This window comes from Couchioplanes caeruleus (assembly GCF_003751945.1).
GTDB classification, from domain to species: domain Bacteria; phylum Actinomycetota; class Actinomycetes; order Mycobacteriales; family Micromonosporaceae; genus Actinoplanes; species Actinoplanes caeruleus.
Window position 1 is genome coordinate 3129390 of the sequence record NZ_RJKL01000001.1, and the last position, 24995, is coordinate 3154384.

The window sequence follows — 24995 nt, forward strand, 5'->3', positions numbered from 1 at the left end:
CGACTCGACCGTCCCTGTAGTACACCGCCGCGCACGCTACCGGATGACCCTTTCCCACCGCGGACTCTGGGGATCCTGGGCCGCAGTCACAAGCAAACGGTGGCAAACTAAGGGTCCGTCAGCGCCGCACCGACGACCGGAGGACCCCGTGGAGGCCAGGTTCATGCTGCTGTCCGACGTGGCGGCCGAGCTGAACGTGTCCGACTCGCAGGTCTACCACATGGTCCGCAGCGGAGAGCTTCCCGCCATCAAGATCGGTGGGCGCGGACAGTGGCGGGTGGAGCGGGCGAAGCTCGAGGAATACATCGAGCGGAAGTACACGGAGACGGCGGCGTGGGTGCACGAGAACCCGCTGACCGAGCGCGACGCCGACTGAATCTCGCCGGTTTCCACAGGATCCGAAGCTGGCATTGACGCTCCTCGACGCCCTCGGGACACTCCTTGTCGTAGGCAAACGAAGGCAAACGCAAGGATCGGGGTGCGACATGGCAATGGCCACCTGGGAGACGCAGCGGATGGCACCGGCGATCCGGCTCCGCCGAGCACCGCGCTGCGACACACCCTTCGACGACGAGCGCGAGGCCGATCCGTGGTGGTCACCGCACCAGTTGGCCCTGGAGTGGCCCCGCCTCCCCGTGGCGACCCCCACCCCGTCCCGGCAGTCCCCGCCGGCCCGCCCGACGGCGGCGTCCGGTGTGTCCGCCGACGCCAAGCTGGCGGTCCGCAGATTCGTGCACTCCTGCGTCGAGGTCCTCAACGGCTACCGTCCGGCGACACACCTCCGAAGGCTCGCCCAGCCCCGCGAGGCCGCGGCCGTGGTGGCCCAGGGCGTCGCGGCGGCCCACAAGGTCGCACAGACCCGCCGCAGGAGGCTCGAGCCTCACCCTCCCGGCCGTTTCCGGGCTCGCCGCCCCGTGCCGGTGGCGGTGGTCAGGTCCAGCCTCTGCGAACCTCGCCCCGGCGCGGTGGAGGCCGCCGCCGTGCTGGTCGTCGACGACCGCACCCTGGCGATGGCCTTCCGCCTGGAGCAACGCCTTCCCGGGTCGGCCGCCCCGCTGCCTCGCCCCGGTGCCCCGTGTCCTGCGGACGACCAAGCCTGGCTGGCGACCGTCCTCCGCCTGATCTGACCACGCAGCCCCCGGGGCGTCCGCTGTGCGGCAGAGGCGGCGGCCGTCCTGGGTTCCACGCGCCCGGAACGGAAAACACCCGGCCTCCACGAGCGACTCGTGGAGGCCGGGTGCGGAAAGCTCGACGGATCAGGCGCCGCCGGGCGCGCCGTGGCAGCGCTTGTACTTCTTGCCCGAACCGCAGTAGCACGGGGCGTTGCGGGAGGGGCCGCTGCTCGCCTCCGCCTCGCCGGAGCCGCGGCCCGACGAGACGCGGTGGGCACCGGTGTGTGCCGGGCTGGCCGGGACCACCGGGGCGGGGCCGATGCCGAGGGCGGGCGCCTGCGGGGCCTGGATCTGCGGGGCGCCCGCGCCGGCCTCGCCGTCGATGACCGGGGCCGTGTACTGGAGGTTCTGCGGACGACGACCGCCGCCCAGGCCCTTGGCGCGGACCTCGACGTGCTGCTCCGGCTCCTCGGCGGTGGTGGGCATGGCGCGGGCCTGGGACGGGTCGACCGTGACCGTGGGAGCCTCCTCGACCTGGACCTCCAGGTTGAAGAGGAAGCCGACCGCCTCCTCCTTGATGCCCTCCATCATCTGGTTGAACATGTCGAAGCCCTCGCGCTGGTACTCGACCACCGGGTCACGCTGGGCGTACGCCCGCAGGCTGATGCCTTCCTGCAGGTAGTCCATCTCGTAGAGGTGCTCGCGCCACTTGCGGTCGATGACCGCGAGCAGGACCTGGCGCTCCAGTTCGCGGACCGCCTCCTCGCCCAGCTCCTCCTCGCGGGCCTGGTACGCCCGCTGGGCGTCCTCCTTGATCCGGGCGATGAGGAAGTCCTGGTCGAGGCTGCCGCGTTCGCCGCCGGCCTCCTCGACGATGTCCTCGATCGTCAGGCTGAGCGGGAACAGCCGCTTGAGGTTGGTCCAGAGCTGCTCGATGTCCCAATCCTCCGCATACCCCTCGGAGGTGGCGGCCCTGACGTAGTCCTCGACCACGTCGTCGACCATGTGCTGCGCCTGGTCGTGCATGTCCTCGCCGTCGAGCACGCGCTTGCGCTCGGCGTAGATGACCATGCGCTGCTTGTTGAGCACCTCGTCGTACTTGAGGACGTTCTTGCGGATCTCGGCGTTCTGCGCCTCGATCTGGGTCTGGGCGCTGCGGATCTGGCGGGTCACCATCTTCGACTCGATGGGGACGTCCTCCGGGATGTTGAAGCGGTCCATGACCGCCTCGACCGCGCCGGCGCGGAACCGCTTCATCAGGTCGTCCTGCAGCGACAGGTAGAACCGCGACTCGCCCGGGTCGCCCTGACGGCCGGAGCGGCCCCGCAACTGGTTGTCGATGCGGCGCGAGTCGTGGCGCTCGGTGCCGAGCACGTAGAGGCCGCCCGCGTCGATGACCTCGGCCGCCTCACGCTCGCAGGCCTCCTTCACCGACGGCATGACCTCTTCGAGCGCCTTCGCGTACTCCTCCGGGCTCTCCACCGGGTCGAGGCCGCGGTGGTGCAGCTCGGCCGCTGCCGCGAACTCGGGGTTGCCGCCGAGCAGGATGTCGGTGCCACGGCCGGCCATGTTGGTGGCGACCGTGACCGCGCCCTTGCGCCCGGCCTGCGCGATGATCTGCGCCTCCTGGGCGTGGAACTTCGCGTTCAGCACGCTGTGCGGGATGCCGCGGCGGCGCAGCAGCGTCGAGAGGATCTCGGAGTTCTCCACCGACACGGTGCCGACCAGCACGGGCTGGCCGGTGGCGTGCCGCTCGGCGATGTCCTCGATGACCGCGTTGAACTTGGCCTTCTCGGTCTTGTAGATGACGTCCGGGTGGTCGATGCGGATCATCGGCCGGTGCGTCGGGATGCTCACGACGCCGACCTTGTAGACCTGGTTGAACTCGCCGGCCTCGGTCTGCGCCGTACCGGTCATGCCGCCGAGCTTGTTGTAGAGGCGGAAGTAGTTCTGCAGCGTGATGGTCGCCAGGGTCTGGTTCTCCTGCTTGACCTCCACGCCCTCCTTCGCCTCGATGGCCTGGTGCATGCCCTCGTTGTAGCGGCGGCCGTGCAGGATGCGGCCGGTGAACTCGTCGACGATCAGGACCTCGCCGTTCTCGTCGACGATGTAGTCCTTGTCCCGCTTGTAGAGCTCCTTGGCCTTGATGGCGTTGTTCAGATAGCCCACGAGCGGGGTGTTCACCGACTCGTACAGATTGTCGATGCCGAGGCGGTCCTCGACCCGGGCGACGCCGCGCTCGGTGACGGCGACCGTGCGCTTGGCCTCGTCGACCTCGTAGTCGCCCTCGCCGTCCTTGCCCCTCTGGAGGCGGCCGACCAGGGCGGCGAACTCGCCGTACCAGCGGGCGGAGTGCTCGCCCGGACCGGAGATGATCAGCGGCGTGCGCGCCTCGTCGATGAGGATCGAGTCGACCTCGTCCACGATGGCGAAGTTGTGGCCGCGCTGCACGAGCTCGGCCGCCGACCACGCCATGTTGTCGCGCAGGTAGTCGAAGCCGAACTCGTTGTTGGTGCCGTACGTGATGTCGCAATGGTACGCGGCGCGGTGCTCGGCGGCGGGCCGGTTGGGCAGGATCACGCCGACGGTGAGGCCGAGGAAGGTGTGCACCCGGCCGACCCACTCGGCGTCGCGCTGGGCGAGGTAGTCGTTCACCGTGATGATGTGCACGCCGTCGCCGCTGAGCGCGTTGAGATACGCCGGGAAGACGCCGGTCAGCGTCTTGCCCTCACCGGTCTTCATCTCCGGGATGTTGCCGAAGTGCAGCGCGGCGCCGCCCATGAGCTGGACGTCGTACGCCCGCTGGCCCAGCACCCGGCGCGCGCCCTCGCGGGCGACCGCGAAGGCCTCGACCAGCAGGTCGTCGAGCGACGCCCCGTCGACGATGCGCTGTTTGAACTGCTCGGTCTGCTCCCGCAACTCGTCGTCGGTGAGGTCGGTGTATTCGTCCTCGATCGAATTGACCGCATTGGCGATCGCCTTGAGGCGGCGCACCATGCGGCCCTCGCCGGCACGAAGGACTTTTTCCAAAATCGACACGGGTCAACGCTCCCCTAGACGGTCTGCCGAACCATCGTAGGCGTCTTCCCTGGGGCGCCGTGACCCGAGCCTCCGAGTAACCTCGCAAAGAGGACGAAATAGGGCTGAGAGTTCGCTGACAGCGCATCTTTGCGGACGCCGCAACCCGGCGGCGTCCTCGCGCGTCGCCAGCGCCGGGATGACCGTTCGGCCGGCCGACTGACCCGCCCGCGGCGGCCGGGAACGCCGAGGTCGGCTCCCGGGCGTGTCAGAATCCGGCCCGACCGACGGTCTGTCGTGGCAGGCCGTGACGACTCGACGGCGAGCGGCGGCTGCCGGGCGACGTCGCTGCGAAAGGTGACTCGACGTGATCGTTCCCGCGATCCCTTGCGACGGCGTACGGTTGCGCGTCCTGCGCCCGGAGGACCTGGACGACCTGCTGGCCTGCTACAACGACCCGGACATGCGCCGCTTCACGACGGTGCTGCCGGTGCCGTTCACCCGCGAGCACGCCGACGAGTACATCCACGATCTGGCGCCGCGGATGTTCGCCGCCGGCGGCGGTCTCTACGCGGTGGCCGATCCGGTCACCGACCGGCTGCTCGGCGGCGTCGGCATCGACCGGCTGCAGCCCGGCCGGGCGCAGGCCGAGATCGGCTACTGGACCGGGACGTGGGCCCGCCGCCGCGGCGTGGCCACGGCCGCGGTCCGCGCACTGGCCGGGCACGCGTTCGACACCGGGCTGGCCCGGCTGGAGTTGCTCACGCACCGGGAGAACGCGGCGAGTCAGCGGGTCGCACTGGCGGCCGGCTTCCGGCCCGAGGGCGTACGCCGGGCGGCCCTGCCCGGCCACGACGACGCTCGCGACGACGCGCTGGCGTACGCCCGCCTGGCCGACGACCCGCCGGGACCGGTCGAGCGACTGCTGCCCGACCTGCCCGGCGGCGAGCTCACCGACGGCGTGGTGACCCTGCGCCCGCTCGCCGGCTCGGACCTCGCCTTCTACGCCGAGTTGCACTCGCAGGAAGACGTGGTCGCGACCACCGTGCCGCCCGTGCCGCCCAGTCCCGAGGAGATGCGGCGCCGCTGCGCGTGGTCCGCCTCGCGCTGGCTGGCCGGCGACCGCGCGGACCTGGTCATCGTCGACACCGCCACGGGTACGCCGACCGGTGAGATCGGCCTCTACTACCAGGAGCCGGGCACCGGCCAGGCGATGATCGGCTACAGCATGCTGGCCGCCTGGCGGGGCCGCGGCTATCCCACGCGCGCGGCCCAGCTCCTGTCTCTGTGGGCGTTCGCCGAGACCGGGATCGCCCGCCTCATCGCGGGTGCCCTGCCGACGAACGTCGGATCACAACGGGTCCTCGAGAAGGCGGGGTTCAAGCGGGAGGCGTACCTGCGCTCGCGCCTGCCCGGAGCCGGAGGACGCCGCAGCGACGACGTCCAGTTCGCCCTCCTGGCGGAGGATCTCCTCACCGAGGGCCCCCGCCTCGACGGCTGACGCGATCACCGCGCCCTGAGCGGTGACCGGTGCGGAACCCGACCTCGCTCATGAACGGCGGCGACCTCGCTTGCGCCCGGCACCGGCCGCGCTCGCGGGCGGCACCGACCGCGCTCGCGGGCGGCACCGACCTCCGGGGGCGGGATCCCCGCCGACCGGAGGGATGCCATCACGGGACGGCCATGGTGTCGCCGACACCGGCCCTCCGGCACGGGATCCCCGCCGACCGGAGAAAGGCCGTCATGCGCAGAGGTCAGGCACTCGCTTCCAAGCTGAGGATGCCGTAGTCGTAGCCGCGTCGCCGGTAGACGACGCTGGGCCGGCCGCTCTCCTTGTCGTGGAAGAGATAGAAGTCGTGGCCGACGAGCTCCATCTGGAAGAGAGCGTCGTCGACGGTCATCGGGTCCGCGGGGTGCTCCTTCTCGCGGACGATGCGCCACGGCTGGTTGTCATCGTGCTCCGCCAGTTCGATGGCGGCGGCGGTGTCCTCGACCGGCGGCGCGAGGCCCGGCAGGTCGGTCGGCAGACCGGCGGTGGCGGCGGCCACGGATACCGGCGCGTGGCGTCCGCGGTGCACGCGCCGGCGATCAGCGGCGCGGCGCAGACGGCCGTCGAGCTTGTTGATGGCGCCGTCCAAGGCGGCGTAGAAATCCTTGGCTGTGGCTTCGGCCCGGATGACTGGCCCACGGGTCACGACCGTGATTTCGACGCGCTGGCAGTTGTCGGACTGCCGTGGGTTGCGCTCGTGGAAAAGTTCCACGTCGACCCTGATCAGCTTCTGGTCGTAGCGCTCCACTTTTGCCAGCTTGTCGGCGACATGTTCCCGGTAGTGATCGGGAACCTCTACGTTGCGGCCCTTGACGACAATGTCCACTCGTGACCTCCCCCAACGTTTGCACTTCGACGCGGTGGTGCGGGTATCGGTGACGCGGGGGAACACGGAGCAATCCCACGCACATGACCGATACGGCTTACGAGGACACTCCTTTCCGGTGCGGCGGGTCAGAATCTGGTCGACTTCGCTCCGGTGGCGGGTGAGCGAGCTCGCTCACCCTCGTCACCATGACGCTAACCTGCCGACGCCCGCCCGTCACCCCTCGTTCGGGGAACGGATCCGGGGACTTTCGTCCCTGGCGCCGCTCGGACACGGGCCCCGTCCCGCACCGGTCCGCGCACCTTGCGCAGCCGCGTCGCCGCTAGCACTGCAGCACCCGCGACCTGCATGTCCGCCTCCCGGAGCCGTCCCGTCACCGCGGCCAGCGTGGCCCCGGTCGTGACGATGTCGTCGACCACTATCAGGGTGCCTCCGATCGTCGGCCGCCGCCGCGGAATACGGATCCGGGTACCCCTGATTCGCAGGGAATTCTCAGCGGCCGCCGCTCGTTCGGCTACCGTGAGTGACACAGAGTCGGCCCGCGGGAGCGCCCGAAGCACCCGCCCGGCATCAGCCTGCCAACCGGCCACTCGCAGCCGACACACCGCGTGTGCGGCCAGTCGCGCCATGTGATCGCCTCCGCGCTCCCGCGCCGCGCTCGCGGTGGACGGAACCGGCACCACCAGCAGGGGTACGCTCCGGCCACCGCCCGCACGAACCGCCGCCTCCACGACCGCCCCGGCGAGCAATGCCCCCAGGGGACGGGCGAGCCGGTACCGCTGCCGTTCCTTGTACGCCAGCAGCACCCCGCGAAGCGCGCCGGTGTAGGCACCGACGGCCACGCAGCCGGGCATGCCGGGCGGCGGGGGCTCGGGCATCGTCGGGTACGGCCGCAGCGCCTCCAGGACCGCCACACAGGCCTCGCAGGTGCCGTGCCGCAACGCCACCCGCTCCCCGCCACAGCCGGCACAGGCGCTCGGCAGCACGAGATCGGCGAGGTCGGCGGCGAGCAACCTCATCATGCCTGCCCCCGTGAATCGCGAGGTGAGGCTGCGAGACGACCGTGCCGAGCCCGAGACGAGGCGAGCCTCGGCCCGCCGGAATCCCCGACCGGGATCCCCGCACCCCGCCCGCCCGAAATCGGCACCGCCATGCTGAAACCCGCCCTATCGCAGTTTCGAACCCGCCTCGCGGCCACTGACGCCGCACCGGCAACCCCCGGCACGCCAGACCGGCAGCCCGCGGAATACCGGGCCGGCAGCCCGCCGAACACCGCAGCCAGCAGCGCACCCGCACGGCACACCGCACCCAGCAGCGCACCCGCACGGCACACCGCACTCGCACGGCACACCGCATCGGCAGTCCGCGGACCCGAGCGCTCGCCGGCTGACCCGTGCCGCGGTCAGCGGAGGAAGAACGGCGAGATGGGTGCCGCTCCGGGCGCAGGGTTGGTCACCGGGTTGGCCAGGTCCGACACCGCGATGCGTTCGGGGCCGGACAGCGCGTCGAACGCCGCCCCGTTGGCCATGTACTGGATGACGTCCGGTGAGCTCTTGCCGCTGACCGGGCTCACCGGGTACGCCGCGAGGTAGGTCACGGTGGCGGTGCCGATGTCCGGCTGGAGCTCGCTGTACTGGGTCCCGTCGATCGTCGTGTCGATGATGGCGACGCGGGTCCGGTCGGCGCGCCTGCCGGCCACGATCAGGGAGGACTCGGTTCCCCAGTCGACGGCCGACACCGTCTCGAGCGCCGGCACCTGGACCTGTGACGGGGTGGAGAGCTGGGGCCCGTCGGCGCCGGTGACCAGCGCCGCCAGGTACAGCTCGCCGTCGACCGCCAGCGCGATCCGCCGCCCGTCGGGCGCGACCGCCACGGCCGAGACCGGGCCGTCCGGGCCGGTCCACGCGACGCGACGCGCCGGCGATCCGTCGGTCGAGAAGTAGTGGAGCCGGCCGCCGACGGTGATCAGGCCGATGGCGCCGGTCTGCGGGTCGTCGGACGAGATGGCCCAGACGGGCTGGCCGGTCGAGCCCCCCGCCAACGTCACCCGGTGCAGGTCGGTCTGTTCACCGATCGGCGCGCTACCCACCCGGAGCACCTGGCGTTTGTTCTCGACGGTGACCAGGGCCGCATACCGTCGGCCGCCGCCCGGGTCCTGCGCTATCGCCGCCGCCTTGACGTTGCGGTTCGCCTGCGGCCGGATCACCGGGATCGCATCCGTGGCACCCGGCGATCTCGACATCCGCCGAATCTGGCCGTTGAAGATGACGAACCGCTCGGGCTGGTCCGCCAGCCGGTAGGCCGGGTTGCTGGGGAGGTAGTCGTTGCCGTCGTAGTCGGTCTGCTCCTGGTTTCCGATCCTCAGTTCCAGGACGCTGGGCAGGTTGGGCTTGAGCGACCACATGAGCTGGCGCCGCAGCCGGTCCAGCGCCTTCGCCTCGTCCGGGGGTTGCACGGACTGCGCACTCAGGTTGATCTGAAGCTTGTCGTTGCTGACGGCAGGCACGTTGCCGAGCAGAGCGGTGCCCTCGGGCAGCGGCTCCACCGCGTCGGCGAGCCAGGGCGCAGGTCCCTCGATGAGCCACTTGATGATCTGCTGCGGCTCCTGCTCGGACGGCATGTCCCTCGGCAGGTACCGCACGTCCGGCACCAGGGCGGTGCGGTCCCGGTTCCAGAAGTAGATCGGCCGACGCTCGAAGTAGGTGTTGAGCGCCGTGTCGCTGAGCAGCAGCACGTGCGGCGCGCTGGTGACGTACAGGCCGGTCTGGTCGGCGACCGACTTGACAGTGAGCTCGTACGGCGTCGTGGCGCCCTTGTCCGCCACCGGGTCCAGGACGCCGTTGTGCCGGAGCACCCCGACCGTCCGCGCATTCAGGGTCACCTTGTCACTGCCGGGGTTGACCAGCGGATCCTCGGCAAGATGCACGACCCTGATCTCGCTGGACGCCTTGAACGTGATCGCCGCCGAGGGCGAGAGGAAGCCCTTCACCCGCGCCAGCGCGCCGTCGGGATCACCGGCGGCAGCCTCGAGGTAGTACTTCACGAACTCGGCCTTGTCGGCGGTGGAGGTGCGATCATGGCGCGCCGGCGCGCCGTCGTCACCGGAGGCGAACCCCCGCGAGGGGCCCGACCCGATGTGCACGATCTCGGTGTTGTCGGGGATGCCGCAGCCGCCGAGCACCACCGCGGCGGCCAGCGCGGCGGCCACCACCGCGCCGGACCGGCGCCGGACACGCGCCCGGGCACGGACCAAGGTCTGCCTCATCGTCCCACCTCCGCAGGCTCGTCGACGCCCTCGCCGTCCGCATCCCGATCCCCCGCATCACCCCGCGACGGCGTGCCACCGACCGGAGAGGCGCCCGCCGGGGAGGAGCCGCCCGAGGCCGTGTCAACGGGAACGGACGGCTCGGGAGGGGATGGCGTGGCCGCGAGTGCGGCCGGATCGACATCGGATGACGCGCCGGCAAGAGCGCCCGGATCCACGTCGGGTGCGGCCGTGATGGGGGCCGCTCGGTCGGCGGCGGGTGACGCCGCGGGTGATAGGGCGGGGGTTTCGCCAGGAGGGCGGTCGGTGGGAGTCGGTGGTGCGGTGATCTCGTCGATGGCCCGGTCGCGAGGGATCAGGGGCAAGGGAGCCGCCACCAGACGGTCGCCCGAGCGCACCGGCAGGGTCAGGCGGAACTGGGCGCCGCCGCCGGTTTCGCCCCAGGCTTCGAGCCAGCCGCCGTGCAGGCGGGCGTCCTCGACCGAGATGGAGAGGCCGAGGCCGGTGCCGCCCGTCTGGCGCGCCCGGGACGGGTCGGCACGCCAGAAGCGGTTGAAGACCAGGCGCTCCTCCCCCGGCTTGAGGCCGACGCCGTGGTCGCGCACGGTGATGGCGACGGCCGCCTCGTCGGTGGCGAGGGTGACCTCGACCGGCTTGCGCTCGCCGTGTTCGACGGCGTTGCCGATCAGGTTGCGCAGGACGCGCTCGACGCGGCGGGGATCGACCTCCGCGATGACCGGTGTCTCCGGCAGTCGCAGATCGATGGTGACGCCTGCGCGCTCGGCGAGGCCGGCGAGGCGCTCGGCGACCCGCTCGACGATCGGCACGAGGTCGGTGTGCTCGGCGTCGAGGGCGGCGAAGCCCGCGTCGAAGCGGCTGATCTCGAGAAGGTCGGTGAGCAGGCTCTCGAAGCGGTCCAGCTCGGCCTGGAGCAGCTCGGCGCTGCGCGCCACGGCCGGCTCGAACTCGTCGCGCTCCGCGAAGATCAGGTCGGCGGCCATGCGTACGGTGGTGAGCGGCGTCCGCAGCTCGTGCGACACGTCGGAGGTGAACCGCCGCTGCAGCCGGGACATCTCCTCCAGGCGCACGATCTGGCGCTGGAGGTTGGCCGCCATCTGGTTGAAGGAGGCGGCGAGCAGGGCCAGGTCGTCCTCGCCGTCGACCTTCATGCGCTGGTCGAGCAGGCCCGCGGAGAGGCGCTGGGCGGTGCGGGCGGCTACCCGGACCGGCGTCACCACCATGCGGGTGACCAGGCCGGCGACGACGCCGAGCAGGATGACCAGCGCGAGGCCGGTGACCAGCACCGTGGTGCGGATCTGGTTGGCGGCCCGATCCTCGGTGGTCAGCGGCACGAGGTAGTAGAGCTCGACGTGGCCGAAGCTGGTCGGCACGGGCGAGCCGTACACCAGGTATTTGGTCTGGACGCCGCTCACCTGGGCGGTGCGGATCTGCTGGGCCACCAGGCTCTTGCCGGAGACGGCGCGGATCATCTCCGGAGTGATCAGCGAGGTGGTGTCGACCTTGGTGGACGTGACCGGCTTGAGGTCGGCCGGGAAGGTGTCGGCGCGCAGCGAGACGATCGTGCCGCCGCTCTCGGCGGGGTCGCCGTCGGCGAGCCGGGTCACCGTGTCGTTCATGGTCGTCGGCAGCTTCGTGTCGCGCACATGCGGGTGCACCGTGAGCTGCCGGTACGCGTAGTCGACCTTGCGCTGGAGCTGCGAGTAGACCTCGTCCTCGGCGCGGTGGAGCAGGATCTTGGTGCTGCGGTCGGCGATGAACCAGCCGAAGCCGCCGACCAGCAGGCTGGAGGCGACGAGGGTGAGGGTGACGACCCGCAGATGCAGGGAGCGCCGCCACGCCCGGCGGGCGGGGGCGGAGACCCTCATCCACCGGCGCACGGCGGCGCGCCAATACCGTCGCACCATCCTGAGGGCGCGGCGGATCGGCATCGGAAGCCAGGCAGGAGCACGCATCGGGGGCAAGGTTAGTCCCTCCGGGGTCTCGAACTCGCCCCGCGCCGCTTACCGACCTCTGACGATTCTCCGCCACACCAGACGATCAGCCGGTGCCGGCCTTGTAGCCGACCCCCCGTACGGTCAGAATGATCTCCGGCCGCTCCGGGTCCGGCTCGATCTTGGCCCGCAGGCGCTGGACGTGCACGTTGACCAGCCGCGTGTCGGCCGCATGCCGATATCCCCAGACCTGCTCGAGCAGCACTTCCCGGGTGAAGACCTGGCGCGGCTTGCGGGCGAGCGCGACCAGCAGATCGAACTCGAGCGGCGTCAGCTTCACCTCCTCGCCGTCGCGGGTGACGGTGTGCGCGGGCACGTCGATGGTGATCTGGTTTCCGGGCGGGCCGATGGTCAGCAGCTCCGGCGCGGCGTCCTCACCGCGGCGCAGCCGGGCGCGCATCCGCGCCACCAGCTCCTTGGGCTTGAACGGCTTGACCACGTAGTCGTCGGCGCCCGACTCCAGGCCCAGCACCACGTCGACGGTGTCGCTCTTGGCGGTCAGCATGACGATCGGGATGCCGGACTCGGTGCGGATGGCCCGGGCGACGTCGATGCCGCTCATGCCGGGCAGCATCAGATCGAGCAGGACTATGTCGGGCCTGTTCTCCCGGAACGCGGCGAGGGCCCGCTCACCGTCGGCCACGAAGGAGGGCAGGAAACCTTCGCTGCGCAGGACGATGCCGAGCATCTCCGCCAGCGCGGGGTCGTCGTCGACGACGAGTACGCGGGCTCTCATGCGATCCAATATTGCACTGTCCCCTTCCGGCCCGTGTGACCGCCCGTCGATCAAGCGGGGGTGGCGCAGCCGATAATGGCCCGGCGGACGCCCGAAATCCAGAGCCGGCCACCGATACCCGGCGCAGGATCCGCTCCCGGGGCCACCGGAACCCACGCCGAAGTCACCCGCGAGGGCAAGGAATCCGACGTCAGGCGAACAGCGTCTTGCCCCAGTAGTCGTCCGGCCCCGACACACCGGGCGGACAGGCGAACAGCCCCAGCGACACCGGCTTCAGGTACTCGTTCATGTCGTCGCGCCGGGACATGTTGAGCTGCACCGGCACGAACTGCTTGCGGGGGTCGCGCTGGTACGCCATGAAGAACAACCCCGCGTCCAGCCGTCCGAGACCGTCGGAGCCGTCGACGTAGTTGTACCCACGGCGCAGCATCCGCGCCCCGTTGTTCGAATCCGGGTGGACGAGCCGCACGTGCGAGGTCTCGGGCAGCGACGGTACGTCGGGCTCCTCGAACTCGTCCGCCTTGCCCAGCGGCGCGCCGGTGCCCTTGTGCCGGCCCACGATCGCTTCCTGCTCGGACAGCGGCGAGCGGTCCCAGGTCTCGATGATCATGCGGATCTTGCGGGTGACCAGGTAGGAGCCGCCGGTCATCCACTCCGGGCCGTCGCCGGGCCGGGCCCAGACGTGCTCCTCGATCAGGTCGGCCTCCTCCGCCTTCAGGTTGGCCGTGCCGTCCTTGAAGCCGAAGAGGTTGCGGGGCGTGGCCTGCGTGCGCGATGTGGACGACGTACGCCCGAAGCCGAGCTGCGACCACCGCACGCTGACCACGCCCATGCCGATCCGGGCGAGATTGCGCACGGCGTGCACCGCGACCTGCGGGTCGTTGGCGCAGGCCTGGACGCACAGATCGCCGCCGGAGAGCGCGGCGTCGAGGACGTCGCCGGGGAAGTGCGGCAGGTCGGCGAGGGCCGCCGGGCGCTTCGCGGCGATGCCGAAGCGGTCCCTGCCCCCGGCGTCGCGGAACAGCGTCGGGCCGAAGCCCACGGTCAGGGTGAGCCCGGACGGGGGCAGCCCGAGCGCCTCGCCGGTGTCGTCCGGCGGCGCCTCCGGCATGCCGTTCACGGCCCCGATCTCGCCGGCGTCACGGCCGGCCGTCATCCGCGCGGCGGCCGCCGTCCAGTCCTTCAGCATGCGGACGAGCCGCTCGCGATCCTTGGTGATCACGTCGAAGGCGACGAAGTGCAGGCGGTCCTGGGCGGGCGTGACGATGCCGGCCTGGTGCGCACCGGTGAAGGCGATCGCGCCCTCGACGGCGCTGCCACCCTCGTCCCGGGCCGCGCCCCGGGCGAGCGCGCCGCCCACCGCGGCGGCACCGGCGATTCCTGCCACGCCGACGCCGGCGAGCGCGATGGCTCGCCGGCGTGACACCGACCTCTCGTTCATGCTTTTTCCTCGGTTTTCCGCCGCGGGGAGGGTCAGGGACCTACTTCTTCGAGACGACCGCGGCCACCTGGGAGACCGGCTCGGCGAGCGCGTTGATCGCGTCCGAGAGAGTCTTCAGGTCGGCCTTGCTGAGCTGGGTGTGCAGCTTCCAGCCGTCGCCGGCGCGGTGCACGGACAGTGCGGCGTCGACGTTGGCGAACTCGGTGTCGAGCGTCTTGACCAGGGCCGGGTCCCGCTCTTCCAGGACCGGGCGCAGCGAGGCGATCGCGGCCTTGGAGCCCTCGAGGTTGGCGTTGAAGTCCCAGAGGTCGGTGTGCGAGTAGCGGTCTTCCTCGCCGGTGATCTTGCCGGTGGCGACCTCGTCGAGCAGCTCCTTGGCGCCGTTGGCGAGCTGCAGCGGGGACAGCTTCTCGGCGTTGGCCTTCGCGACGATCTCCTTGACGTCGGCCAGGAGCTGGTCGGCGATCGGACCGTCCTTGGAGATGTCCGGCTTCGCCGCCCAGAGGTCCTTCTCGATCCGGTGGAAGCCGGTGAACGGCATGCCCTCCTCGATGACCTCCTCGCGCCCGTCGATCTTCGGGTCGAGGTCGCCGAAGATCTCCGCGACCGGCTCGATGCGCTCCCAGTACGTGCGGGCGACCGGGAACAGCGCCTTGGCCTTCGCGACGTCGCCGGCCTTGACCGCGGCCACGAACTCCTCGGTCTTGGGCAGCAGCGCGGCGGTCTGGCTCTTCACGTAGCGGGAGTAGCTGGCGGTGGCGTCGGCGAGCTTGGCGTCGGCGGTCAGCGGGGCGGCCGAACCGGAGACGGTGAAGGCCGCGCGGATGCCCTTGCCGATCATGCCGGGCTTGCAGGCGGTCTCGTACGACCCGGCCGGCAGCTCGACGTGCAGCTCACGGGAGAGCCCGGGCGCGATGTTCTCGACCTCGCCCATGACCCGGTCGCCGGCGGCGTACACGTAGAACTCGGTGACCTTGTTGCCGCCGTTGGTGACGGAGAAGACGCTGGTGCCCGCGGCAGTGGTGTTCCGGGCGACCTCGCAGGCCGTGTCGGAGGCCTTGACGGCGATCGGTCCACCGGCGGCCGCGGCGGAGCCGGAACCGCCGGTCCCGGAATCGTCGCTGCAAGCGGCCAGGCTGCCGCCGAGCAGCCCGACGGCCAGCGCGAGCAAGGGGGTGGTACGCATGGAACGGTTCTCCTACTGCTGAGGCGCGGACGCCGGGGTGGGGGATTCGGTAGCGGGCGCCGGCGCCTTTCCGCGCGCGGGCCAGAGGAAGATCGCAAGGACGGGGATCCCGTACGCGGCCCAGGCGACGGTCTCCAGCACCGACGCCGTGGGGGTGATGTTGAACATTCCGGCGAGCAGGGCGGTGTACCAGGCGCTCGGGTCGAGCACGCCGCTGACGTCGTACGCCAGGTCGTAGAGCCCGGACAGGACGTTCGCCTCCTGGAAGTCGTGCACGCCGTACTTGAGGATCCCGGCCGCGACCAGGATGAGCAGGGCGCCGGTCCAGGTGAAGAAGAGCGAGAGGTCGATCCGTACGGCGGTCGCGTACATCAGCCAGCCGATGACGACGGCCGAGGCGATGCCGGCGAGCAGGCTGACCAACGGCCCGGAGCCGGACGACGCGCCCTGCACGGCGGAGTAGAAGATCAACGAGGTCTCGAGGCCCTCGCGGATCACGGCGAGGAAGGCCATCACGGCGACCGCGATCGATCCGACGGCGAGCGCGTCCTGGAGCTTGCCGCGCAGCTCACCCGCGATGGACCGGGCGGCCCGGCGCATCCAGAAGATCATCCAGGTGACGAAGCCGACGGCGAGGATCGAGGTGACCGCCTCGAACAGCTCCCGGTGCTCATATCTCTGCAGCAGCGTGGTCGAGGTGTAGCTGAGCAGCCAGCCGAAGAAGACCGAGAGGGTGACGGCGAGCCCGACGCCGGCCCAGACCTGCACGAGGCGGTCCTTGCGGCCGGACTTCACCAGGAAGGCAATGAGGATGCTCACCACCAGCGTGGCTTCCAACCCCTCGCGCAGTCCGATGAGGTAGGTGGCGAGCATGGCACTCCGTTTGCTAAGGCATCCCTAAGTTAGGTTCGGCACACCTTAGCCACGGCGGAGGCCGGTCCGTCAAGTGCGGTCCGAGTCGCTCCGATCACAGGTATGACGCGGCGGACGGCCCGGGAGCCGCCCGCCCACAACCCGTGGGTCAACGGTCGAACTCACCGTCGCGGACGCCGGCGAGGAACTCCGCCCATCCTTCGGTACCGAACTCCAGCACCGGGCCGGAGGCGTCCTTGGAGTCCCGGACGAAGACCGCCGAGGCCGCCGTCGCGACCTCCACGCAGTGCCCTGCGGCGGCGCTGCGGCTGCTCTTGTGCCAGGTCAGGATGCGCTGCTGCAATGTCATGCCCTCTCACGAATGAAAACTCATCCGCTTCAACGATGATCAAATCAGCGGAGTCCGTCGCCTGTTCGAGCGATGAGCTCGCGTGACGGCCCGACCGGCAGCGCCCGTGCCCGCAGGTCGGCGAAGGCGTCGCGGTAAACCTGCACGTCAGCGTCCTTTGTACGGAGCTGACCCCCGACCAGATCCTCGCTGTGCACCACGGGAGCGCGGCCGTCCGTGAACTCGAAGATGATGAAGGTCTCACCCAGGGCAGCGTGCGCGCCGGCGGAGAGCGGCAGCACCCGCAACTCGATGCCGGGTCGGTGACTCTCCTCGTACAGCCGCTTGAGCTGGCGCCGCAGCACTCCCCGGCCGCCGACCTCGCGGCGCAGCGCCGACTCGTCGAGCACGACGCGGAGCCGGGGCGGGGGCTCGCGGGTCAGCACCGTCTGCCGGGCCATCCGCAGGGCGGTACGCCGCTGCACCGTCTCCGGGTCCTGCACGTCGGCGCCGACCTCGATGACCGCGTACGCATACTCGTCGGTCTGGAGCAGGCCCGGCACCACCTGGGCCTCCCACTCGCAGATGGTGGCGGCCTCGGCCTCGAAGGCGACGTACTCGTCGTAGCGGTCGGCGACCGACGACCGGTACGGGGCCCACCAGACCCGGGCCCGTCCGCGGCCGGCCAGCTCCCGCAGCCGCGCCCACTGGTCACTCGACGCCTCGAGCACCCGCAGCAACCGTTCCAGATCGGAGTCGCTGATCCCGATGCGCGCCGTCTCGATGCGGCTCAGCTTGGACTCGGACCAACCCAGCGCGGCCACGACCTCGGCACCTCGGCGCTCACCGCGCAGCCGGCGGAGCTCGTCGCCGAGCTCGCGGCGAGCAGCCATCGATGTCGGTCTTGCCACGCGCCCACCGTACCGGTAACTCAGTGCGACGCGCATGGCACTTTATGCACTTGCAGATCGGCCGATGGCATGTGCTAATGGGAGAAGAGGTACGAACTTGGGTGCGGGCCGCCGGGCGGGGGGCTCCGCGCCCTGCGCATCGCCTGCGGGGGCGGCGCGCGGACAAGGAAGGCGAACCGGCGGCGGCAACCACCGGTTCGCCTTTCGTCGTCTATGGAGACTCAGTAGCGGTAGTGATCGGGCTTGTACGGGCCCTCGACCGCAACGCCCAGGTAGGCGGCCTGCTCCTTGGTCAGCTCGGTGAGTCTCACGCCGAGCGCGTCCAAGTGCAGGCGGGCGACCTTCTCGTCCAGATGCTTCGGCAGCACGTACACGCCGACCGGGTAGTCCCCGGTGCGGGTGAACAGCTCGATCTGTGCGATCGTCTGGTTGGAGAAGCTGTTGCTCATCACGAAGGACGGGTGACCGGTGGCGTTGCCCAGGTTCAGCAGGCGACCCTCGGAGAGCACGATCACCGAGTGGCCGTCGGCGAACTTCCACTCGTCCACCTGCGGCTTGACGGTCACCCGGGTGACATCCTTGCGCTTCGCCAGTCCGGCCATGTCGATCTCGTTGTCGAAGTGGCCGATGTTGCCGACGATCGCCTGGTGCTTCATCCGCGCCATGTGCTCGTTGGTGATCACGTCGAAGCAGCCGGTCGCGGTGATGAAGATGTCGGCCGTCTCGACGACGTCCTCCATCGTGGCCACCTGGTAACCGTCCATCGCGGCCTGCAGCGCGCAGATCGGGTCCACCTCGGTGACGATGACCCGGGCACCCTGGCCGCGCAGCGACTCGGCGCAGCCCTTGCCGACGTCGCCGTACCCGAAGACGACCGCGACCTTGCCACCGATGAGCACGTCGGTGGCGCGGTTGATGCCGTCGATCAGGGAGTGGCGGCAGCCGTACCTGTTGTCGAACTTGCTCTTGGTCACCGAGTCGTTGACGTTGATCGCCGGGAAGAGCAGCGTGCCGTTCTGCTGCATCTCGTAGAGCCGGTGCACACCCGTCGTGGTCTCCTCGGTGACACCCTTGATCCCGGCCGCGACACGGGTCCAGCGGCGGTCGTCTTCTTCGAGAGAGCGGGCGAGGACCTTGAGGATGACCGCGTACTCCTCGGAGTCGGCGGTGTCGGCCGACGGCACGGCGCCCAGCTTCTCGAACTCGGCCCCCTTGTGCACGAGCAGCGTGGCGTCACCGCCGTCGTCGAGGATCATGTTGGGACCCTCGCCGTCGGGCCAGAGCAGCACCTGCTCGGTGCACCACCAGTACTCCTCCAGCGTCTCGCCCTTCCAGGCGTAGACCGGAACACCCTTCGGAGCCTCGGGCGTGCCGTCCGGACCCACCACGATCGCGGCGGCGGCATGGTCCTGCGTCGAGAAGATGTTGCAGCTCGCCCAGCGCACCTCCGCGCCGAGGGCGGTGAGCGTCTCGATGAGGACGGCGGTCTGGATGGTCATGTGCAGCGAGCCGGTCACCCGCGCGCCACGCAGCGGCCGGCTCGGGCCGTACTCCTTGCGCAGCGACATCAGGCCGGGCATCTCATGCTCGGCGAGCTCGATCTCCTTGCGGCCGAACGTGGCGAGCGACAGGTCGGCGACCTTGTAGTCGCCCTCGGCCACGGATGTGGGGCGCTTGCTGGTCATCATGCTCCAGATGCTTGGCGAGACGGGGATACGCAGCATGCCACTCTACGCGCGGCATTTGTCCGGGATGTGGGTGGTTGGGCTGCAACAAGCAAGACCGTTTCCAAGTACGGGCACAAACTCCCCAACCGCAAAAACCCCGCCAGTGGTCCACGGCCCCTGCCTGCGCGGCGACCCGCCCAGCACCGTCAGCCACTCGGCGTGGTTCCGCGCGGCCTTCATGGCGCCGGACGGCTCCCCTGCGAAACCTCGGGCCGGACAGCGAACGGGGCGACAGGTCAGAGACCTGCCGCCCCGTTCATCCCCCCGGTTTGGTACCGCGCGCGTCGTGGGACCCCCCGATCACCAATGACGCTGCGTGGTTATAGATTCACACTCCGCACATCCCCTGTCAAGCAAATCCGGAAATTTCCCGTTTTGTCTTCGCGATCCCGCTCGCGAGCGTCACCGGCCACGCCGACGGAGCCGTTCAGGAAACGAGGGTCGACGCAGTTCAGGGAACGACGCCGGCTCACGGAACGACGCCGGCTCACGGAACGACGCCGGCTCACGGAACGACGCCGGCTCAGGAAACGCAGCTCAGGGAGCGACGGCGGCCACGAAGGCCTGTCCCATGCCGGCGAGCGTCGCCGGGCCGGTCTCCGCCGGGATGAACGCCGCCGTTCCCGCGGTGATTTCGACGGGGGTGCCGTCCACCGCCTCGGCCACGTGCACGTCGCCCCGAGTGCCGAGGACGATGCGCGGCCCCCGGGCCGGCAGGCGCACCGGCGGCGAGGCCGGGCCCAGGTCGATCCGGTAGAGGGCGAACTCGCGGACCGGCACCTTCCAGGTCACCACGCCGGGCGCGAGCTCGGTCGCGGGCAGAACCGGGTCGTGGAGAACCTCGAAGCGCAAGACCCGCAGCAGCTCGTCGACGTCCACCCGCTTCGGCGTCAGGCCGCCGCGCAGAACGTTGTCGCTCGCCGCCATGATTTCCACGCCGGTGCCGTCGAGGTAGGCGTGGAGGTTGCCCGCCGGCATCCAGATGGCCTCGCCGGGCGCGAGCCGCAGGTGGTGGAGCAGCAGCGCGACCAACACGCCCGGGTCACCCGGGTAGTGGCTCGCAAGGCCGGTGACCAGCGGCGACGTCCCGGCGGCGACCGCCTCGTCGATCAGCGCCGCGCGGTCGTCGGCCGGCCAGGTCAGCAGGGCGCGGACCGCCTCGCCGAGGCCGGCCGTGCCCTTACGCAGTGCCTCGATCACCGGGGCCAGCCGCTCGATGCCCAGCGCCTCGAGGGCGGCGGCCGACTCGGCGGGCTCACGGAACCCGCACAGTGCCTCGAACGGAGTCAGGGCGACCACCATCTCGGGCTTGTGGTACGCGTCGGTGTAGTTCCTCGGCGCGTCCGGGTCGGCCTCCTGCGCGGCGAACGCCCGGCGCGCGTGGTCGGCGTCCGGGTGCGCCTGCAGCGACAGTGGGGCGGCCGCGGCGAGGACCTTCATCAGGTACGGCAGGCGTACCCCGAACTCGTCGGCGACCTCGGCGCCGAGCTGGCCCTTCGGGTCGTCGGCGATGAGCGTCGCGAGGCTGACCGGTCCGGCCGCCCCGATGACCGTCGACGGGTCACCGGGGTGCGCGCCGAACCACAGCTCGGCTTCCGGAGTGGCACTGGGCGTGGGCCGGCCCTGCAGCTCGGCGATCGACGTGCGCGACCCCCAGGAATACGGCCGGATCACGCCGGCCAGCGGAAGAACTGCAGCCACAGCCACCCTCGCTGATGTGTAGTTACGCCGTCGACTTCACGCCGGCGGTCGGTGATGCGGTCCCGCCGGCGCCGCGACGACCAATGGCGATCGGGCCGGCGCCGCGACGACCGACAGTGGTCAGGCCGGCGCCGCGAGGACCGATCGTGGTCAGGCCGGTGCCGGTTCGGCGCTGGCGTCCGGTGCGGACTTCGCCGCGTCCGGACGGTAGATGTCCGGCTCCAGATAGATCGCCCGGGCGATCGGCAGGGCTTGGCGGATGCGGGTTTCCGCCTCGTCGATGTGCGCCGCCAACTCCTCGGCGCGTTCCGAGCGCGGCACGGCGATCTTGGCCGCCACCAGCAGCTCCTCCGGACCCAGGTAGAGCGTCTTCATGTGGATGATGCGTTCGACGCCCCCGCCCGCCAGGAGCGCGTTCTCGATGGTCTGGACGTCCTCGGGGGTCGCGCCCTCGCCCAGCAGCAGGCTCTTGGTCTCGATGGCCAGGATGATCGCGATGGCGACCAGCAGCAGGCCGATCGCGATCGTCCCGGCGGCGTCCCAGCGGCCGTTACCGGTGATCAGCGTCATGCCGACACCGATCAGCGCCAGGATCAGGCCGACCAGGGCGCCCAGGTCCTCGAGCAGCACGACGGGAAGCTCCGGCGCCTTGGCGCGGCGGATGAAGTTGATCCAGGACGTGTTGCCTCGGACGCGGTTCGACTCCTGGATCGCGGTGCGGAACGAGAAGCTCTCCAGCCCGATCGCGATGACCAGGACCGCCACCGGCACCCAGTGCCACGCGGTGATGTGTCCCGCGTGGTTCCACTTGTGGTAGCCCTCGTAGAGCGCGAACAGGCCGCCGACGCTGAACAGCACGATCGCGACGATGAAGGCGTAGATGTAGCGGTCGCGTCCGTACCCGAACGGGTGCTGCGGTGTGGCCTTGCGCTGGGCCCGCTTTCCACCCAGCAGGAGCAGTCCCTGGTTGCCGGAGTCGGCCACCGAGTGAATCGCCTCGGCGAGCATTGAGGACGAGCCCGTCAGAATCCACGCCACGAACTTGGTCGCCGCGATCCCGAGGTTCGCGAGCAGGGCTGCGACGATCGCCTTGGTTCCGCCCTCAGCACTCACTGCATTCCCTCCGGCAGGGAGTTGCTCAGTTCCTTCATCTCGTTGATGGCCGGCACCGCCATCGGATCCAGACCGTGGGCAAGAGCCAGGTAGATCGACGCGAAGTCGGGAACCGCCACGAGCGAGGCGAGACGCTCGAGCGCGGAACCACCCTCGGCGGTCACCACGTCGCAGCGCACCCCGCGGCGCTCGGCGAGGACCTGGACGGCGTCCGCCCGGCGCTCCTCGACGGCGACCGGCTCGTCCGCGTCGTCCTGCGGGTTGAGGCCGCCGTCGCGCATGACGACGAGGCGCAGGCGGGTGGCCGGGTCCTCGTCGTCGTCTCCGGGGTCGGCGAAGATGTCGCGGGACGACTCGGCCAGGCCCCCGAACGGTCCGTCGAGCAGGCCGACGCGGCCCCGGCCGGCCTCGCCCAGCGCGCCGGCCATCACCGGGTAGCGGGCGTTCGCCGCGAGCGTGTCGGCGAAGCGCCGGGCGGCGACCGTGGCGAGCGGGGACGAGCCCCACACGATCGGCACCGAGCCGGCGAGGTCGAGGGCGAGGGACTTGGCCGGGTTGACGAAGGACTCGGCGCCGGGGCGGCAGCGCTCGGCGTCGGCGTCGAGGCGGGCCGCGGTCTCGGCGAGGTCGGCCTCGTTGACCTTGACCAGGCCGAGGCTGCGGGCGGCGAGCAGTACGGGCACGGCGAGGCCCCACAGGCTGGCCCGGGCGGGCGCACGCCGCGGCACCGGGATGAAAGGAGCCCGGGCGCGCTCGGCGACCGCCTGCAGCTCCGAGTCGGGGTTGCCGATGGCGACGAGCCGGGCGCCCCGGCGGGCGGCGGCGTCGGCGGCCGCGAGCGCCTCGGGGCTGCGGCCGGAGGCGGAGACGGCGATGACCACATCGGCCGCGCCGACCCAGCCGGGAACGCCCGCGCTGCGGTGCCCGATCACGGGTACGGGACAGCGCGGACCCGCGACCGTGGCCAGGATGTTGCCGGTCAGGCCGGCCGTACCGATGCCGGCGACGACGACCGCGCGCGGGCGGCCCTCGTCGGCGAGCACGCTGAGATTGGCCTCGGCGGCCAGCGCCGCCGACTCCCGCACCTGGGCCCCGGCCGAGGCGGTGGCGCGCAGCATGCCGCCCGGGTCGTTGCCGAGCATCGCCTTCTCGTCCTCGAGCAGCGACTCGTCGGCCACGCGACGCCCGGTCAGCCCGGCCGTGCCGTCTTCGGGGCTTGCCATCAGGCCACCTCTCCACCCTGCTCGGCGGCGCCCGCCACCAGCGTCATTGCCGGTCCGGGCTTTCTTCTCGGACCAGGTGATCCTAACCGTGTACGGCGGGTCGCCACCGCACAGGCGACATGCCCCGCAAGCTCGCCGGCGACACCTCCGACGTCGCGGAGGCACCGCCGATTGCGACAGGCCACCGGGGACCTGTCATCCCCTCGGCCGCCTACCCGCTGGTCCGCCCCGTGCCGGACGCCGGCCCTGCCGGGTGGTCGGCTGCCCGGTGGTCGGCCCTGCCCGGTGGTCGGCCCTGCCCCCGTGGTCGGCGCCGGTCGGGCGCCGGCCTTCAGGAGGACGCGGAGTCCGGGCCGGTGGTCGGGCTGGACCCGGGCCGGGCCTCGTCCAGCAGAAGCACCGGGATGTCGTCGCGCACCTCGAAGACGCGGCCGCACTCGGTGCAGGTCAGCGTCTGCGCGGCCGCGTCGTGGGTCAGCGGCGCATGGTGCGTGTCCGGGCAGGCCAGGATTTCCAGCAGATGCGGATCGAGGGCCACCGGACGGCTCCTTGCGGGATGCGGGTTCTTTCGCGGACCCGGTGATCCTAACCGCGGACGATGGCGAGCACCTCGTCGCGGAGGGCCGCCATCCGGTCCGGCTTGGGCGCTTCGACGTTGAGGCGCAGCAGCGGCTCGGTGTTGGAGGCGCGCAGGTTGAACCAGGCGCCGTCGCCAAGCTGGGCGGTCATGCCGTCGAGGTCGTCGAAGGTGGCGTCCGGGAAGGCCGCGCGCACGTCGGCGATCTTGGCCGCCGCGTCCGCCACGGTGGAGTTGATCTCACCGGAGGCGGAGTAGCGCTCGTACTCGGCCGCGAACTGCGACAGCGGCTGATCCTGCCCGCCGAGGGCCGCCAGCACGTGCATCGCCGCGAGCATGCCGGTGTCGGCGAACCAGAACTCGCGGAAGTAGTAGTGCGCGGAGTGCTCGCCGCCGAAGACCGCGTTGGTGCGGGCCATCTCGGCTTTGATGAAGGAGTGCCCGACCCGGCTGCGAACCGGCTCGCCGCCGCACGCCCTGATGATCTCGGGAACCGCCGCCGAGGTGATCAGGTTGTGGATCACCGTGGCGCCCGGGAACCGGGCCAGCTCGCGCTTGGCCACGAGCGCCGTGATCGCGGAGGGCGAGACCGGGTCGCCGTGCTCGTCCACGACGAAGCAGCGGTCGGCATCGCCGTCGAAGGCCAGCCCGATGTCGGCGCCCTGCTTGCGGACCGCCTCCTGCAGGTCGACGAGGTTGGCCGGATCCAGCGGGTTGGCCTCGTGGTTGGGGAACGAGCCGTCCAGTTCGAAGTACATCGACACGATCTCGAGCGGCAGCGACGGCAGGAGCTGGTTGCCCAGCACCGCCGGCACCGTCAAGCCGCCCATGCCGTTGCCGGCGTCCACGATCACCTTCAGCGGGCGGATGCGGCTCAGGTCGACCAACGAGCGCAGGTGCTTCGCATAGCCCTCGAGCAGGCTGATGTGTTCGATCTGCGACGGCATCTCGGCGACCGCGTCGAGATCGCCGAGCAGTTCCTCGGCCCGCATCCGGACGACGACCAGGCCGCTGTCCTGCCCGACCGGCTTGGCGCCCCCGCGGCACAGCTTGATGCCGTTGTACTGCGCGGGGTTGTGGCTGGCGGTGAACATGGCGCCGGGCAGTCCAAGCGACCCGGAGGCATAGTACAACTGGTCGGTCGAGGCGAGGCCGATGTGGACGACGGCCGCACCGGCGGAGTTGGCGCCATAGGCGAAGGCCCGCGCCAGCGCCGGGCCGGTCTCGCGCATGTCGTGTGCGATGACGATCTTGTCGGCATCATCGCCGGACTCCCGCAGCATCTCCACGAAAGCGGTGCCCAGCGCGCGGGCCACGGTCTCGTTGAGCTGGTCGGGCACGACGCCGCGGACGTCGTACGCCTTCACGAGCTGGGACAGGTCAGTCAACACACACCC

The 24995-nt window shown here is 70.9% G+C and carries 20 protein-coding genes; 3 read left to right on the forward strand and 17 right to left on the reverse strand.

Annotation, left to right across the window (positions count from 1 at the left end):
* Positions 1 to 163: 163 nt before the first annotated feature.
* Together EDD30_RS13810 and EDD30_RS13815 are read left to right on the forward strand one after the other, a co-directional pair.
* A complete protein-coding gene (locus tag EDD30_RS13810; protein ID WP_211277644.1) occupies positions 164 to 376 on the forward strand; it encodes a helix-turn-helix domain-containing protein in 213 nt (70 codons plus the stop codon).
* 109 nt (positions 377 to 485) lie between these two features.
* Complete coding sequence (locus EDD30_RS13815; RefSeq protein WP_211277641.1) at positions 486 to 1127, forward strand: Rv3235 family protein; 642 nt, start codon at positions 486 to 488, stop codon at positions 1125 to 1127.
* 129 nt (positions 1128 to 1256) lie between these two features.
* Here the strand turns inward: EDD30_RS13815 and secA are convergent, their stop codons facing one another.
* Complete coding sequence (gene secA / locus EDD30_RS13820) at positions 1257 to 4151, reverse strand: preprotein translocase subunit SecA (RefSeq protein WP_071802802.1); 2895 nt, start codon at positions 4149 to 4151, stop codon at positions 1257 to 1259.
* Between the two features lie 346 nt (positions 4152 to 4497).
* Here secA and EDD30_RS13825 point away from each other — a divergent pair, with 346 nt between their 5' ends.
* Positions 4498 to 5631 (forward strand): GNAT family N-acetyltransferase, encoded by a 1134-nt coding sequence (locus tag EDD30_RS13825; RefSeq protein ID WP_071802803.1) that lies wholly within the window; start codon positions 4498 to 4500, stop codon positions 5629 to 5631.
* Between the two features lie 253 nt (positions 5632 to 5884).
* Here the strand turns inward: EDD30_RS13825 and hpf are convergent, their stop codons facing one another.
* The 16 genes from hpf to EDD30_RS13905 all read right to left on the reverse strand — a co-directional run bounded on the left by hpf (position 5885) and on the right by EDD30_RS13905 (position 24986).
* Positions 5885 to 6505 (reverse strand): ribosome hibernation-promoting factor, HPF/YfiA family, encoded by a 621-nt coding sequence (hpf, locus tag EDD30_RS13830; RefSeq protein WP_071802804.1) that lies wholly within the window; start codon positions 6503 to 6505, stop codon positions 5885 to 5887.
* 194 nt (positions 6506 to 6699) lie between these two features.
* Positions 6700 to 7524 carry a ComF family protein gene (locus tag EDD30_RS13835; RefSeq protein WP_071802831.1) on the reverse strand — a complete coding sequence of 275 codons (825 nt, stop codon included), beginning with the start codon at positions 7522 to 7524 and terminating at the stop codon, positions 6700 to 6702.
* A 383-nt stretch (positions 7525 to 7907) separates the two neighbouring features.
* Positions 7908 to 9770 (reverse strand): LpqB family beta-propeller domain-containing protein, encoded by a 1863-nt coding sequence (locus EDD30_RS13840; protein ID WP_071802805.1) that lies wholly within the window; start codon positions 9768 to 9770, stop codon positions 7908 to 7910.
* A complete protein-coding gene (mtrB, locus tag EDD30_RS13845) occupies positions 9767 to 11743 on the reverse strand; it encodes an MtrAB system histidine kinase MtrB (RefSeq protein WP_394328207.1) in 1977 nt (658 codons plus the stop codon). The genes EDD30_RS13840 and mtrB overlap by 4 nt, the downstream gene beginning before the upstream one ends.
* Positions 11744 to 11828: 85 nt before the next feature.
* Positions 11829 to 12518 (reverse strand): MtrAB system response regulator MtrA, encoded by a 690-nt coding sequence (gene mtrA / locus EDD30_RS13850; protein ID WP_071802806.1) that lies wholly within the window; start codon positions 12516 to 12518, stop codon positions 11829 to 11831.
* 190 nt (positions 12519 to 12708) lie between these two features.
* On the reverse strand, positions 12709 to 13959 hold the full coding sequence (gene efeB / locus EDD30_RS13855; RefSeq protein WP_071802807.1) for an iron uptake transporter deferrochelatase/peroxidase subunit: 1251 nt from the start codon (positions 13957 to 13959) through the stop codon (positions 12709 to 12711).
* Between the two features lie 40 nt (positions 13960 to 13999).
* Positions 14000 to 15145: an iron uptake system protein EfeO gene (gene efeO / locus EDD30_RS13860; protein ID WP_071802808.1), complete on the reverse strand. Its 1146-nt coding sequence runs from the start codon at positions 15143 to 15145 to the stop codon at positions 14000 to 14002.
* Positions 15146 to 15157: 12 nt separating this feature from the next.
* A complete protein-coding gene (gene efeU / locus EDD30_RS13865; RefSeq protein WP_071802809.1) occupies positions 15158 to 16018 on the reverse strand; it encodes an iron uptake transporter permease EfeU in 861 nt (286 codons plus the stop codon).
* Positions 16019 to 16166: 148 nt separating this feature from the next.
* Positions 16167 to 16367: a DUF397 domain-containing protein gene (locus EDD30_RS13870; protein WP_071802810.1), complete on the reverse strand. Its 201-nt coding sequence runs from the start codon at positions 16365 to 16367 to the stop codon at positions 16167 to 16169.
* A gap of 44 nt (positions 16368 to 16411) precedes the next feature.
* Entirely contained in the window at positions 16412 to 17257 is an 846-nt protein-coding gene (locus tag EDD30_RS13875; protein WP_244945243.1) for a helix-turn-helix domain-containing protein, read from the reverse strand.
* Positions 17258 to 17478: 221 nt separating this feature from the next.
* Positions 17479 to 18945, reverse strand: a complete 1467-nt coding sequence (gene ahcY, locus EDD30_RS13880; protein WP_071802833.1) for an adenosylhomocysteinase — start codon at positions 18943 to 18945, stop codon at positions 17479 to 17481.
* 576 nt (positions 18946 to 19521) lie between these two features.
* Positions 19522 to 20685: a mannose-6-phosphate isomerase, class I gene (gene manA, locus EDD30_RS13885; RefSeq protein ID WP_084556049.1), complete on the reverse strand. Its 1164-nt coding sequence runs from the start codon at positions 20683 to 20685 to the stop codon at positions 19522 to 19524.
* 150 nt (positions 20686 to 20835) lie between these two features.
* Positions 20836 to 21798, reverse strand: coding sequence for a cation diffusion facilitator family transporter (locus tag EDD30_RS13890; protein WP_071802812.1), 963 nt, complete (start codon positions 21796 to 21798; stop codon positions 20836 to 20838).
* On the reverse strand, positions 21795 to 23021 hold the full coding sequence (locus EDD30_RS13895; RefSeq protein ID WP_071802813.1) for an SIS domain-containing protein: 1227 nt from the start codon (positions 23019 to 23021) through the stop codon (positions 21795 to 21797). The genes EDD30_RS13890 and EDD30_RS13895 overlap by 4 nt, the downstream gene beginning before the upstream one ends.
* Positions 23022 to 23352: 331 nt before the next feature.
* Complete coding sequence (locus EDD30_RS13900; protein ID WP_071802814.1) at positions 23353 to 23559, reverse strand: Trm112 family protein; 207 nt, start codon at positions 23557 to 23559, stop codon at positions 23353 to 23355.
* 47 nt (positions 23560 to 23606) lie between these two features.
* The gene (locus tag EDD30_RS13905) at positions 23607 to 24986 is read right to left on the reverse strand and encodes a phosphomannomutase/phosphoglucomutase (RefSeq protein WP_071802835.1); all 1380 of its coding nucleotides are present in this window, start codon (positions 24984 to 24986) and stop codon (positions 23607 to 23609) included.
* Between the last annotated feature and the right edge of the window lie 9 nt (positions 24987 to 24995).

Coding starts and splice junctions, on each gene's coding strand:
- EDD30_RS13870 (WP_071802810.1), bottom strand. CDS start 16,367: ATGACATTGCAGCAGCGCATCCTGACCTGGCACAAGAGCAGCCGCAGC.
- efeU (WP_071802809.1), bottom strand. CDS start 16,018: ATGCTCGCCACCTACCTCATCGGACTGCGCGAGGGGTTGGAAGCCACG.
- EDD30_RS13810 (WP_211277644.1), top strand. CDS start 164: ATGCTGCTGTCCGACGTGGCGGCCGAGCTGAACGTGTCCGACTCGCAG.
- efeB (WP_071802807.1), bottom strand. CDS start 13,959: ATGAACGAGAGGTCGGTGTCACGCCGGCGAGCCATCGCGCTCGCCGGC.
- ahcY (WP_071802833.1), bottom strand. CDS start 18,945: ATGATGACCAGCAAGCGCCCCACATCCGTGGCCGAGGGCGACTACAAG.
- EDD30_RS13835 (WP_071802831.1), bottom strand. CDS start 7,524: ATGAGGTTGCTCGCCGCCGACCTCGCCGATCTCGTGCTGCCGAGCGCC.
- mtrA (WP_071802806.1), bottom strand. CDS start 12,518: ATGAGAGCCCGCGTACTCGTCGTCGACGACGACCCCGCGCTGGCGGAG.
- mtrB (WP_394328207.1), bottom strand. CDS start 11,743: ATGCGTGCTCCTGCCTGGCTTCCGATGCCGATCCGCCGCGCCCTCAGG.
- EDD30_RS13840 (WP_071802805.1), bottom strand. CDS start 9,770: ATGAGGCAGACCTTGGTCCGTGCCCGGGCGCGTGTCCGGCGCCGGTCC.
- efeO (WP_071802808.1), bottom strand. CDS start 15,145: ATGCGTACCACCCCCTTGCTCGCGCTGGCCGTCGGGCTGCTCGGCGGC.
- EDD30_RS13815 (WP_211277641.1), top strand. CDS start 486: ATGGCAATGGCCACCTGGGAGACGCAGCGGATGGCACCGGCGATCCGG.
- EDD30_RS13895 (WP_071802813.1), bottom strand. CDS start 23,021: ATGGCAAGCCCCGAAGACGGCACGGCCGGGCTGACCGGGCGTCGCGTG.